Source organism: Ochrobactrum sp. A-1 (assembly GCF_022488005.1).
Classification (GTDB): Bacteria; Pseudomonadota; Alphaproteobacteria; order Rhizobiales; family Rhizobiaceae; genus Brucella.
Map to the genome: position 1 here is coordinate 443990 of NZ_JAKVQC010000004.1, position 12934 is coordinate 456923.

Sequence of the window (12934 nt, forward strand, 5' to 3'; positions counted from 1 at the left end):
GCACTTTTGCTGGAAATGCTTTAAATGCCCGACTTTCCGTCCGGACCTATATAGGCGATGCGCAGCATGTTGGTCGCGCCGGGCGTGCCAAATGGAACACCAGCGGTAATGATGACGCGGTCGCCTGCCTTACCAAACTCTTCGTGGAAAACGATTTCGCAGGCATGATTGACCATGTCTTCAAGATCGTGCGCATCGGCAGTCACCACGCAATGCAGGCCCCAGACGAGCGACAGCTTGCGTGCGGTATCGACGACCGGCGACAGAGCAATGATCGGCGTACGCGGACGCTCACGGGCGGCGCGCAGGCCGGTCGTGCCGGAAGCGGTATAAGTGACGATGGCCGAAAGCTTCAGCGTTTCTGCGATCTGGCGTGCAGCAAGTGAAATCGCGTCGGCACCCGTTGGTTCTGGTGCAGCACGCTGTGCATCGATGATAGTCGAATAGGTCGGTTCCTTTTCCACCTGCTCGGCGATGCGGTTCATGGTGGCGACAGCTTCAACCGGATACTGGCCCGAAGCAGATTCCGCTGAAAGCATGATCGCGTCGGCGCCTTCGAACACTGCAGTTGCAACGTCGGATACTTCAGCGCGGGTCGGAACCGGAGCTGTAATCATCGATTCCAGCATCTGCGTCGCGACAACGACCGGTTTGCCGGCACGGCGCGCCTTGCGGGTAATCTGCTTCTGAATGCCCGGAACATTTTCAAGCGGCACTTCAACGCCAAGATCGCCACGCGCGACCATCAATGCGTCGGAAAGCTCGATGATTTCATCGAGACGCGTCACAGCCTGCGGCTTCTCGATCTTCGACATCAGGCCGACCTTGCCGCGCGAAACCTTGCGTACTTCGGCCAAATCTTCCGGACGCTGGATGAAGGAAAGCGCAACCCAGTCGATTTCTTCCTTCAGGACGGCGTCGAGATCCTTGCGGTCCTTTTCCGTCAGCGCACCGACACCGAGCGTCGTATCCGGCAGGCTGACGCCCTTGCGATCTGAAATACGCGTTCCGGAAACCACTTTGCAGCGGATCGACTTGCCGTCGCTTGCTTCGGCAACCAGATGCAGCTTGCCGTCATCGATCAACAGACGATGACCCGGTTCAACAGCTTCAAGAATTTCTGGATGCGGAAGATAGACGCGATGCTCATCGCCGGGCGCTTCGTTGTTGTCGAGGGTGAAGGTTTGGCCGGGAACGAGATCGACCTTACCGTCCTTGAACTTGCCAACGCGCAGCTTCGGGCCCTGAAGATCGGCCAGAATGCCGATCGGACGGCCCAGTTCCTTTTCCACATTGCGGATGCGCTTGACGAGGGTGCGCATCAGGTCATGGTCGGCATGACTCATATTGATGCGGAACACATCCGCGCCTGCCTCAAACAGCTTGCGGATGACGGCTTCCTCACCCGACGCCGGACCTAGCGTGGCGAGAATCTTGACCTTGCGGTTGCGCTTCATTGACTATTCGTTCCTGTAACAGTGGGGTTTTCTGTCGGCGTTTCATCGGTGAGCTGAACCATCCAGCTCGATTGTTCCCCGGTGTCGTATTCCTGGAAGCCATTGCGCTGGAAACCCCGCGCAAAGCAATCCTGGACGCCAGTAATACGGAATTCTTTCTCGGCCACGCACATATTGACCTTGCCCTCCCAGCGTCCGCCGCCCTGAGCGTCTTCGGCGTAGAGGTAATAATAGCGCGAGGTCAGCGGCCCCTCGATGAGGGTCTTGCAGCTTGATCCGTCGATGTGCCACCAGCCTTCGGTCACCCAACCAGTCTTGGCTCTGTAGCCGATGGACACGCCAACAAGATTCTGGGTTGCATTGCATACGCGGAAATCCGCACGAGCCTCTATGGATGTCATGCCCAGCGCGGTCATCAGCACACCGGCAAACAAAACTAGAGATAGTGGAAGTCGCATACGCAGAACCCCTTCAGCCCGCTGTCGGTTTTATCGAACAATTTGTATTGCACAGGGAAATCCCATCTCGGGCAAATCCCATTTCGGGTCGCTCTCTTTTCGGCAGTTTCGCCTTTGATGTCAACGCAATCCCATTGAGAACAGGTCGTCTTCATTAAAGAATGATCGTTGCAATCCGGGCTTTCTCATGACAGACCTGAAACAGCTTCCCGCACAACACAGAAATAATCCCCTTATTTAGCCTCGGATTTCGCTCCATGCCGCTTCAATCCGGATCAACCGCTTCGTCGCCATTCTCGCCAGCGCATAGTGTCGACGGCGATTTCAGTCTCGGCTTGCTCCTGACCGCCGACCACGCACGGCGCGATGTTCCAGCCGAATATGGCACACTTGGTTTGCAGACAAGTGAATTCGACCGGCACATCGCCTATGATATCGGCGTCGAGAATCTGACCCGCAAACTTGCAAGCCGTCTGAACGCGCCTGCGGTCCTCGGCGGGTTTTCGCGGCTGCTGATCGATCCCAATCGCGGCGAAGACGACCCTACGCTCATCATGCAATTGTCCGATGGTGCGGTCATTTCCGGCAATTACCCAATGTCGGCAGGCGAACGCGAAGAACGGCTTGAACGCTTCTATCGCCCCTATCACAACACGGTAGCACGTGCGAGCGAGCGCACGGCGGCTGAAAGCAGGGCAGCGCCTTTCATTGTTTCGATTCATTCCTTCACGCCGCTCTGGAAGGAAAAGGCCCGCCCCTGGCAGATCGGTCTTCTCTGGGACAAGGACGACCGCGCCGTAAAGCCGCTTTTGTCGCTGCTGCGCGAAAACGCCGATCTAACGGTTGGCGATAACGAACCTTATGACGGCGCACTCAAGAACGATGCCATGTATCGCCATGCGACGGCAAAAGGCTTCGCCCATGTCCTGATCGAGGTGCGACAGGACCTGATTGCCGATGACAAGGGTGCAGATGAATGGGCCGACAGGCTGGCGCCGATGATCGCGCACATCAACACCTTGCCCGGCATTCATGTGGTCCAGCATTTCGGCTCGCGTGCTGATCGCGGTGAGTAACAGGCCTGTCAGGAGAGGCTTTACCCGCTATCCACAGGGCTTGACCCGCCAAATCGGGTCGTGCATCGAAAAAGGCTCTTAATTTTACCTGCGACTCGCGGGAAAAACGGTCCAGACTTTCGATAAGCGGTTTTCGCGCAATGCGTGTCCGCACCATCATAGACTTTGAATTGGAGAACTCCTCGTGAGCGACGACATTACCAGCGAAGCCCAAACCATTGCTGTCGGCCAGTTGCGCGCTTTCATCGAGCGCATCGAGCGCCTGGAAGAAGAAAAAAAGACCATCGCCGACGATATCAAGGAAGTTTACGCGGAATTGAAGGGTTCTGGGTTTGACAGCAAGGTCGTGAGGACCATTATTCGTCTGCGTAAAAAAGAAGACCATGAACGTCAGGAAGAAGAAGCCATGCTGCAGCTTTACATGGATGCACTTGGCATGGGCTGATTTCGGCTCTTCCCGAAGCCCTTCTTCTTCCCGAAATCGAAACCCGACGGATCGCCCGCGATTCGTATTCAGAGGAAGGGGATAGGGTCTATGGAGTTCAGGAAGCTCGGACGTACCGAACTCAATGTTTCGCCGCTTTGCTTCGGCGGCAATGTATTTGGATGGACGGTCGATGAAGCGACATCATTCTCGCTTCTCGACCGTTTCGTCGATGCTGGATTCAATTTCATCGACACGGCGGACGCCTATTCCGCCTGGGCGCCCGGAAATGTGGGCGGCGAATCCGAAACCATTATCGGCAATTGGCTGAAATCCCGTGGCCTGCGCGATAAAGTCGTTATTGCCACCAAGGTCGGCTCCGAGATGGGGCCCGACGAGAAAGGCCTTTCGCCGGCCTATATCCGCAAAGCGGTCGACGCCTCCCTCAAACGGCTGCAGACGGATTATATCGACCTCTATCAATCGCACTGGGACGATCCCGAAACACCGTTCGAAGATGTGCTCGGCACCTATAAGGAGCTCATCGATGCAGGCAAGGTGCGCGCCATCGGTGCGTCCAATCTCACACCTGAGCGGCTGACAGAGGCGCTTGACGTCGCCCGGACCAATAATCTGCCGCGCTATGAAAGCCTGCAACCGCTCTATAATCTTTATGATCGCGCTGATTTCGAAAATGGGCTGGAGAAAATCTGCCGTGAAAACGAACTCGGCGTTATTTCCTATTATTCGCTGGCAGCAGGGTTCTTGACCGGCAAGTATCGTTCCGCTGACGATCTTGGACAAAGCGCACGCGGCAAATCGGTCGAAAAATATCTGACGGATCGTGGTTCGCGGATCATTGCTGCACTCGATGACGTTGCACGCAATCTCGATGTCACGCCTGCGCAGGTTGCAATTGCATGGCTCATCGCACAGCCGTCGATCACAGCCCCGATCGCCAGCGCCACACGCTCGGCCCAGCTCGGCGACCTGATCGCCGCAGCCGAACTGAAACTCAGCGACGATGAAATCGCCTTGCTGAACAAGGCGAGCAGTTAAGTTCGAAGATTATGTCGAAGGGTAGCCTTACCCTTCGATTTCCTCTCGCAGCATTTCCAGCTCAAGCCATTCCTCTTCCATGGCCGCATTTTCGGAGCGTTTCTTCTCAAGAAGATCGGCCGTCTTGGCAAACAATGTCGGGTCCTTGGCATAAAGCTGCGGGTCGGCAAGCTTGCCTTCCAGCACTGCGATTTCCTTCGAGAGGGCATCCATCTTGCCCGGCAGGGTTTCGAGCGCAAATTTCTGCTTGTAGGAAAGCTTGCGCTTTTCCTCACGCTTCGGCTGCGAAGTGTCCTCTTCCGACTTCTCATCACTTCGGCTGCCTGACACCTTGACCGAGCGCCGGCTCAAAGCCTGCTCCTTGCGCTGCGCCATCATGTCGGCATAGCCGCCCGCATATTCGAGCCAGCGCCCGTCACCTTCCGGTGCAATCACCGATGTAACCGTGCGATCCAGAAAATCACGGTCGTGGCTGACCAGAATGACTGTGCCGGGAAAACCTGCGACAAGCTCCTGCAGCAGATCGAGCGTTTCCATATCGAGATCGTTGGTTGGTTCGTCGAGGATAAGCAGGTTTGCGGGCCGCGCCAGAACGCGGGCCAGCATTAAACGGGCACGTTCGCCACCGGAAAGTTCGCGAATGGGCGTGCGCGCCTGCTCAGGCTGGAACAGAAAGTCCTTCATATAAGACACGACATGCCGTTGCTCGCCGTTGACCACGAGGCTTTCGCCGCGCCCGTCCGTCAGGTAATGCGCCAGTGTCTCATCCAGATTGAGGCTTTCGCGCTTCTGGTCGAGTTCGGCCATTTCGAGATTGACGCCAAGCCGCAAGGTTCCAGAATCCGGCGCAAGCTTGCCAGTCAAAAGCGACAGAAGCGTCGTCTTTCCGGCACCGTTGGGTCCAACGAGACCGATACGGTCACCGCGCTGCACCCGGATCGAAAAATCCTTGACCAGCACGCGCTCGCCATAGGCCTTGCTCAGCCCCTTGGCTTCAATCACCAGCTTGCCGGATTCCTTTGCATCGCTTGCCGCCAGAACCGCCGTCCCTTGTGCCTTGCGATGATTGCGAAAATCGGCGCGCATGGAATGTAGTTCGCCGAGGCGGCGCATATTGCGCTTGCGCCGGGCGGTAACACCGTAGCGCAGCCAATGCTCCTCGCGCGCGATCTGGCGCCCAAGCTTGTGATGGTCGCGCTCTTCATCCTCCAGCACCTTGTCGCGCCATTCCTCGAAATGACCAAAACCCTGCTCCAGACGACGCGTGATGCCACGATCCAGCCAAACCGTCGCCCGGCTGACATTCTCCAGAAAGCGGCGGTCATGCGAGATCAAAACAATGGCGGAGCGAATCTGGCGCAGTTCACTTTCCAGCCATTCGATGGTGGTCAGATCCAGATGGTTGGTCGGCTCGTCCAGCAGCAAAACGTCGGGCTGTGGTGCAATCACCCGCGCCAGAGCGGCACGCCGCGCCTCGCCGCCGGACAGATGATCCGGCTTTTCTTCTCCCGTCAGGCCGAGATGTTCGAGAAGATAGGTCACACGATGCGGGTCGTCGGCAGGCCCCAGCCCCGCTTCCACATAGGCACGCACATTGGCAAAGCCGTCCATATCCGGCACCTGTGGCAGATAGCGGATAGTTGCTCCCGGATGTTTGAAAACCTCGCCCGATGTCGCCTCCACCATGCCGGCTGCAATCTTGAGCAGGGTGGATTTACCCGAACCATTGCGTCCTACGAGCGCGATGCGGTCGCCTTCGCTCACCGAGAGGCCGGCACCCTCCAGAAGCGGCGTGCCTCCAAAGGTGAGCTTGATCTGGTCGAGGCGAAGGAGTGGTGGTGCCATGGTTCTTTTCGATAAACAGGGTTTAAAATTCCGCCCTGCTTGTCCGCGACAAAAGCCGTTCTGTCAAATGGTACGGCACGAAAAGACCCATGAAAAACAAACAGGCCGGGTTTCCCCGACCTGTCAGCAAACTTATTTATCCAGCTATTGCTGGCCTAGTCATTACTGGCCCAATGCTTACTGGCAAGGCGCTTCGTAGACGCGGCCATACGGATCGCGGTAGCGGCAGTACTGCGTGCCATTGCGCGTCTGGGCTGCACCAAGGAGCGTACCGGCAACGCCGCCGATAGCAGCGCCAGCAAGAGCGCCACGGCCATTGCCGCCGATTGCGCCACCGGCGAGAGCGCCGAGTGCTGCGCCACCGACACCGTAACCGGCCGTGCGCTGTTCATTCGTCGTGCATGCAGCCGTCGAGAACGCGAGCACGCCAGCAACAGCAATCATCGTAAGACGTGATTTCATTGAAACATCTCCTACAAGAGTTGAACTAATCACCGACTTTGCGTCCCCAATTTCGGCGTAAAGCAGATGACACCCGCTTGGCCCATTTACAATACGTTTCGCTCGCCAGCGTCAAGCTCTTTCGATTAATAAGGTTAGCGGCCTCAGCGCGGTGTTTCCTCCATCGCCAAGTTGGCGATAAGTATCGCCAATCCAGAATGCGCAGTAACACGAAGTGTTCCACGAACTACATTAGACACTGTCCATGAAGAGCCGAAGGGCAGTGTCACATTATCTAACGGCCACTCCGCATTTGTGATCGAAAGGCCTTCGACAGTGTTGAAATTAATCACACTGAACGGTGTTCCATCGGGAAAGTCATAGACATAATCTCCCGGCGGCAGGGGCCAGGCCTCCTCGGAGCCACTGGATAAAAGCACGTTCCGCCCTTTTGCCGCCTGCGCTGTCGCCATGGTCAGGTGCAGCAGCGTATGGTCGGTGCGCTGCCCGCCGAAAGCTCCACAGAGGATCACCCGATCCGCACCCCGCATATAGGCTTCCTCGAAGGCCAGTTCTCCATCCGTCATGTCCTTGGCGGCAGGGAACGTCTTTTGCGGCACGTGTCCATATTGCACTCGAAGCTCTGCGGAGGTCGAATCGAAATCGCCGAGCCACAGTTCCGGTTCGACACCAAGCGCCGCAGCATGCCTGATCCCGCTATCGGCAGCGAGAATACGCGCATCTGCAATTTGGCGCTTCAGGCGATCGGTCACGACCAGATCGCCGCCGAGGAGAATGACGAATGTGCTCATAAGCCGCTCATAACACGGGCTAATCCGCGCCGGAAGCCCGCATTCGCTGCCGGTGCGATACCCCGAAACATTATTGCCCTTCCCGTTGCGAAAGATTATTGTCGCAACCGCTCTAACGGGGTGCCGTCCGCTTCCGCGGATGGCTGAGAGGCCCAAAAGCATTTCCAGCAAAAGTGTAAAACGGTTTTGCGTCCAGAAATGCGGAAAAAAGGCCAACCCGCTGAACCTGATCCGGTTTGCACCGGCGGAGGGATTAGACGCTCCATAAACGGCGCTCAATCCTCTTGTAGTAAAAGAAAGGAAGTGCCGTGATGCGGCTTTTATCTTTGCTAGCTATTTCATTTTCCGCAGCTATGGCTTTCACGCCTTCAGCGCAGGCGAAAGACAAGCTCACCGTCTATACCTATGACAGTTTCGTTTCCGAATGGGGTCCGGGGCCAAAGGTCAAGGAAAACTTCGAGAAGGAATGCGGCTGCGAAGTTGACTGGATCGCCTCCGCCGATGGCGTTGCCCTGCTGAACCGTCTCAAGCTCGAAGGCAGCAATACCAAAGCCGATATCGTCCTCGGTCTCGATACCAATCTGACGACCGAAGCGCGCGCTACCGGCTTTTTTGCACCAAGCGGCATCGACCAGAGCAATGTGAGCGTTCCGGGCGGCTTTAAGGACGATATCTTCGTTCCCTACGACTACGGCTATTTCGCCGTGGTCTACGATTCGGAAAAGCTGCCCAATCCTCCAAAGAGCCTGAAAGAACTGGTCGAAGGCGATCCTTCGCAGAAGATCGTGCTGCAAGACCCGCGCACGTCAACGCCGGGGCTGGGCATGCTGCTCTGGATGAAATCCGTCTACGGCAATGAGGCGGAAGCGGCCTGGCAGAAACTGCAGAAGCGCATTCTCACCGTCACACCCGGCTGGTCGGAGGCTTATGGACTCTTCACCAAGGGCGAAGCCCCGATGGTACTGTCCTATACGACGTCTCCCGCCTATCACATGATCGCGGAAAAGACGGAGCGCTATAAGGCTCTGGCCTATCCGGAGGGTAATTATCTCCAGATCGAGTTAGCCGCTCAAACCACGACCGGCGCAAAAAATCCTCTGGCGCAAAAATTTCTGGCTTTCATGACCGGCCCCGGTTTCCAGGATGTCATTCCTGAAACCAACTGGATGTATCCAGCCGGCAAGACTTCCGCCCCACTTCCAGCCGCTTTCGACGCACTGCCGAAGCCCGAAAAGACGCTTCTCCTCCCTTCCGACGAAGTCGCCAAGAACAGGAAGTCATGGGTCGATGAATGGCTGGCCGCGACCAGTAAATGACGACATTTCCGGCACAGCACCGCACGAAGAACATATCCGCCGCGAAGCCCGCTGCGGGTGCACTGGCGCTTGTCTTTCTGGTCATGCTTGCCGGCGGCGCGCTTATCGCATTGGCATTTGAAGCGGGCAGCGGCGGCTTCGATGCCGCTGCCAATTTTGACACCTATCTATGGCGGGTTGCTCGTTTCACGATCCTGCAGGCAATCGCTTCAAGCCTGCTTTCCGTGCTGTTTGCGGTTCCTGTCGCCCGCGCACTCTATGCCGAAGCAAATTTTCCGGGGCGCGGGCTTATTCTGCGCCTGTTTGCCCTGCCGCTTGCCCTGCCTGCACTCGTCGCAGTGCTCGGCGTCACCAGCATCTATGGCCGCAACGGATTCATTGCGCATCTGTCCGAAGCGGCAGGCCACTCATTCCAACCGGATATTTACGGCATTACGGGCATCCTGATCGCCCATATCTTCTTCAATATGCCGCTTGCAGTCCGTCTCATTCTGGCAGGATACGAATCCATACCGACCGATTACTGGAAGCTTGCCGCGCAGCTCGGCATGGGTAATGGAGCGCGCTTCCGGCTCATCGAATGGCCCGTGATCCGGCGCAATCTGCCGGGCATGATTGGCCTCATTTTCATGCTCTGCGTGACCAGTTTCACGACCGTGCTGACGCTCGGCGGCGGGCCTCGTGCCACCACCCTGGAAGTTGCAATCTACCAGAGCCTGCATTTCGATTTTGATCCGGGCCGGGCGGTCGCCCTCACCTTCACGCAGCTTGTATTGACATTGCTTGTCCTTCTGGCCCTGCGCCTCACCGGAAGGCCATCGGAAGAAGCCTTCACCCATTCCGCGACACCACGACGCTATGGCAAGGTATCCACGGCTGAGCACATTTCAAACATCGTCGTTATCGGGACAGGCTTTCTCTATGTCGCGCTGCCGATTGCAGGTGTGGTCATCTCCGGTCTCGCTGCCGATCTTGTACGACTATTGACGGAGAGAACGGTCTGGCGCGCGATCGGCACCAGTCTGGTACTCGGTTTTTCCGCAGCACTCCTCTCGGTCTTTCTGTCGCTTGCGCTTGTGTCAGCACGTGAAGCAGTGAAAGAACTTAAGCTCGCCAACATCTTCGATACAGGTGCCAGCCTGATCCTTGTCATGCCGCCAATTGTGATCGGCGCCGGCTGGTTCATCCTGCTTCGCCACTTCACCGATCCGTTTGCGATGGCACCATTCATGGTCGTCACCGTCAATGCGGCGATGGCCATGCCCTTTGCCGTGCGTCTTCTGCGGCCCGCATGGGACACGGCGGCCAGCCGCCACAACCGGCTTTGCGCACAACTGGGCATTCGCGGCTTCAACCGTTTCCAGCTCATCGACTGGCCGTCGATCCGCAAACCTTTCGGCATGGCCTTTGCCTTTGCCATGGCGCTTTCTCTTGGCGACCTCGGCACGATTGCCCTGTTCGGCAGTGACGCGCTTTTGACGCTGCCCTATCTCCTCTTGCAGCGCATGGGTAGCTATCGCACATTCGACGCGGCGGGTCTGGCGCTTATTCTCGGGCTGCTTTGCCTCGTGTTGATGATGATCGCGGATCGCGCATCCCGAAAGGAAACGCCTTCTCTATGAATGCCACGATAAACGCCCTTGCCGAAATTCGCCTCGATGACCTTCGTTTCAGCTATGGCGAAACCGCCATGCATTTCGATGCGACGATAAAGGCCGGTGTCATTGCTGCGGTTGTCGGGCCAAGTGGTTCGGGCAAGTCGACACTTCTCAACCTGATTGCCGGTTTCGAACTCCCGCAATCCGGTCATATCTTCATTGGCGATAAAGACGTCAGTGAACTTTCGCCAGCCGACCGGCCTGTTTCGATGGTGTTTCAGGAAAACAACCTGTTTGCCCACCTGACCGTCGAACAGAATGTCGGTCTCGGACGCTCGCCGAACCTGAAGCTGACCGCAGAAGATCGCATCGATATCGCAGAAGCCCTGTTGCGTGTCGGTCTCGCAGGCAAAGAACAGCGCAAGCCTGAAGCGCTTTCCGGCGGCGAACGCCAGCGCGTAGCGATTGCCCGCGCCCTCATACGCCAGCGCCCGATTCTGCTCCTTGACGAAGCCTTCGCCTCACTTGGCCCGGCGCTACGACACCAGATGCTGGATCTGGTCAGGGAGCTTCAACTTGAAACCGGCATGACGGTGCTGATGGTAACGCACACGCCTGAAGATGCGCTCTATCTCGATGCAGTGTTGCTTTTTCTCGACAGTGGCCGGATTTCCGCGATGGGCCCCTCTGCCGAACTGCTTTCACCGACTGGACCGGAAGCATTGCGGCACTATATCGGCGAAAAGCGGAGTTCAGGTCTAAGCCTCAAATAGAGTTACAGTTGCGGACATATTTTGTTCGCAATCTGCCGGAAGAACCGGCTACAGCTTTCGTGTGCGCTTGTACGCTTTCTGGTCTGTGGCTAGATTTGGCCTCGGATCATGCAATCTGATTCAGAAGCGAGGATAAAATACTGTTCCGTCAATCGACCCGTTCCCGGGCCTTCCTGTGTCTACCCATCTCCCTGCCAGAATGGACGCAGCAAAATTGGCGGAAACCAGCCATCGGTCTTGGCTTGCTTGCGATCGCCCTGATTTCAGGTTGTCAGTCGATTAATTCCAGCAAGGATCTGGGACTGCAGCCTTCCGACAATCCGGTGACTGTCGACAATGTAACACGCAATGACCGGCTGGCACAGCTTGGTGCCCAGCAGCATCCGCGTATCCTCGCGACCTATGGCGGCGAGTACAAGGACCAGAAGCTTGAACGCATGGTGGCGAAGATCGTCGGCAAGCTGACGACCGTTACTGACAAACCGGACCAGACCTATCGCATCACCATTCTCGATAGTCCCAATATCAATGCCTTCGCATTGCCGGGCGGCTATCTCTACGTAACGCGCGGCCTGCTCGCGCTCGCCAACGACTCTTCGGAAGTCGCGGCTGTCATCGCCCATGAAATGGGCCATGTCATTGCCAATCATGGCATTTTGCGGCAGGAGAAGGAAGCTGAGACAGCCATAGCCGGGCGCGTTGCCAGCGAAGTGCTGCATAATGAATCTGCCAGCCGCGAAGAAGCGCTGCGCGGCAAGTTGCGGCTTGCCCAGTTCTCGCGTAATCAGGAATTGCAGGCGGATGCCATCGGCATCAAGATGATCGGCGAAGCTGGTTATGATCCGTTCGCTTCGGCCCGTTTCCTGCAATCGATGGAAGCCTATACGGGTTTCCGCTCGGTTTCGGGCGCGACAGACGCCAGCCTCGACTTCCTGGCAAGCCACCCGGCAACTCCGCAGCGTATCCAGCTTGCGCTCGGACATGCACGCCGCATCGGCGCACCAGGAGTCGGCACGACTGATCGCGATTCCTTCCTCAACGGTATTGACGGCCTTCTTTACGGCGACTCACCCAATGAAGGTTATGTCCGCGAACAGACCTTCATCCATCCGAAGCTCGGCGTCACCTTCCGGGCACCAGATGGCTTCACCATCGACAATTCAGCCAATGCGGTCATGGCAAGCGGCCCCGGCGAAGTTGCCATTCGTTTCGATGGCGCATCTCTTCCGGCCGGATCGAATCTTGCCGACTATATCCGGTCCGGCTGGGTGACCGGTCTCGACGACAGTTCGATCCAGACCACCACCATCAATAGATTGCCCGCTGCGACTGCGCGCGCCAGTGCCGACCGATGGCAATTCGACATTGTGGTTATTGGTGCAAACAACAAGGTCTATCGCTTCCTGACGGCGGCACCGAAAGGCAGTAGCGCACTTCTGCCTGCTTCACAGACGGTCACCCAGTCCTTCCGCCTGCTGTCGCCAGCCGAACAAAACGCCATCAAGCCGCTTCGCATCCGCGTCGTGACGGTGAAGCCGGGCGACACGCTGGCCAGCCTGTCGGCACGCATGCAGGGCACCACCCGCAAGCTGGAACTGTTCCGCCTTCTCAATGCCATGTCGGCGGGAGCGACGGTTTCGGTCGGCGACCGCGTGAAGCTGATCAGCGAGTAACT

General features: G+C 57.3%; 12 protein-coding genes and 1 riboswitch. Of the genes, 7 read left to right on the forward strand and 5 right to left on the reverse strand.

The genetic code is table 11. From position 1 onward, the window contains the following. Nucleotides 1-20: 20 nt before the first annotated feature. Nucleotides 21-1457 (reverse strand): pyruvate kinase, encoded by a 1437-nt coding sequence (pyk, locus tag MKS82_RS11750; RefSeq protein ID WP_109989000.1) that lies wholly within the window; start codon nucleotides 1455-1457, stop codon nucleotides 21-23. Next, nucleotides 1454-1915 (reverse strand): DUF1036 domain-containing protein, encoded by a 462-nt coding sequence (locus MKS82_RS11755; protein ID WP_061348002.1) that lies wholly within the window; start codon nucleotides 1913-1915, stop codon nucleotides 1454-1456. Before MKS82_RS11755 ends, pyk begins: the two co-directional genes overlap by 4 nt. A 257-nt stretch (nucleotides 1916-2172) precedes the next feature. Here MKS82_RS11755 and MKS82_RS11760 point away from each other — a divergent pair, with 257 nt between their 5' ends. From MKS82_RS11760 to MKS82_RS11770, 3 genes are all read left to right on the forward strand, one after another. Then, the gene (locus tag MKS82_RS11760; protein WP_109989001.1) at nucleotides 2173-2991 is read left to right on the forward strand and encodes an N-formylglutamate amidohydrolase; all 819 of its coding nucleotides are present in this window, start codon (nucleotides 2173-2175) and stop codon (nucleotides 2989-2991) included. Nucleotides 2992-3175: 184 nt separating this feature from the next. Continuing rightward, nucleotides 3176-3436, forward strand: coding sequence for a DUF2312 domain-containing protein (locus MKS82_RS11765; RefSeq protein WP_061348000.1), 261 nt, complete (start codon nucleotides 3176-3178; stop codon nucleotides 3434-3436). A gap of 90 nt (nucleotides 3437-3526) precedes the next feature. Next, complete coding sequence (locus tag MKS82_RS11770; RefSeq protein ID WP_109989002.1) at nucleotides 3527-4474, forward strand: aldo/keto reductase; 948 nt, start codon at nucleotides 3527-3529, stop codon at nucleotides 4472-4474. Nucleotides 4475-4501: 27 nt separating this feature from the next. Here MKS82_RS11770 and MKS82_RS11775 read toward each other — a convergent pair whose 3' ends face one another. The 3 genes from MKS82_RS11775 to MKS82_RS11785 all read right to left on the reverse strand — a co-directional run bounded on the left by MKS82_RS11775 (nucleotide 4502) and on the right by MKS82_RS11785 (nucleotide 7572). Further along, the gene (locus MKS82_RS11775; protein WP_109989003.1) at nucleotides 4502-6319 is read right to left on the reverse strand and encodes an ABC-F family ATP-binding cassette domain-containing protein; all 1818 of its coding nucleotides are present in this window, start codon (nucleotides 6317-6319) and stop codon (nucleotides 4502-4504) included. Nucleotides 6320-6496: 177 nt separating this feature from the next. Beyond that, nucleotides 6497-6781: a hypothetical protein gene (locus MKS82_RS11780; RefSeq protein ID WP_010661429.1), complete on the reverse strand. Its 285-nt coding sequence runs from the start codon at nucleotides 6779-6781 to the stop codon at nucleotides 6497-6499. 143 nt (nucleotides 6782-6924) lie between these two features. After that, entirely contained in the window at nucleotides 6925-7572 is a 648-nt protein-coding gene (locus tag MKS82_RS11785; RefSeq protein WP_109989004.1) for a thiamine diphosphokinase, read from the reverse strand. Between the two features lie 106 nt (nucleotides 7573-7678). Further along, nucleotides 7679-7842, forward strand: a riboswitch (TPP riboswitch). A gap of 41 nt (nucleotides 7843-7883) precedes the next feature. Between MKS82_RS11785 and thiB the strand changes: the two genes are divergently transcribed. The 4 genes from thiB (at nucleotide 7884) to cdlP (ending at nucleotide 12932) form a co-directional block, all read left to right on the forward strand. Next, nucleotides 7884-8888, forward strand: a complete 1005-nt coding sequence (gene thiB, locus MKS82_RS11790) for a thiamine ABC transporter substrate binding subunit (RefSeq protein ID WP_109989005.1) — start codon at nucleotides 7884-7886, stop codon at nucleotides 8886-8888. After that, the gene (gene thiP, locus MKS82_RS11795) at nucleotides 8885-10510 is read left to right on the forward strand and encodes a thiamine/thiamine pyrophosphate ABC transporter permease ThiP (protein WP_109989006.1); all 1626 of its coding nucleotides are present in this window, start codon (nucleotides 8885-8887) and stop codon (nucleotides 10508-10510) included. Before thiB ends, thiP begins: the two co-directional genes overlap by 4 nt. Before the next feature lie 8 nt (nucleotides 10511-10518). Continuing rightward, nucleotides 10519-11259, forward strand: a complete 741-nt coding sequence (gene thiQ, locus MKS82_RS11800; RefSeq protein WP_109989043.1) for a thiamine ABC transporter ATP-binding protein — start codon at nucleotides 10519-10521, stop codon at nucleotides 11257-11259. A 191-nt stretch (nucleotides 11260-11450) separates the two neighbouring features. Further along, nucleotides 11451-12932, forward strand: coding sequence for a cell division protease CdlP (cdlP, locus tag MKS82_RS11805; RefSeq protein ID WP_109989007.1), 1482 nt, complete (start codon nucleotides 11451-11453; stop codon nucleotides 12930-12932). Nucleotides 12933-12934: the final 2 nt, after the last annotated feature.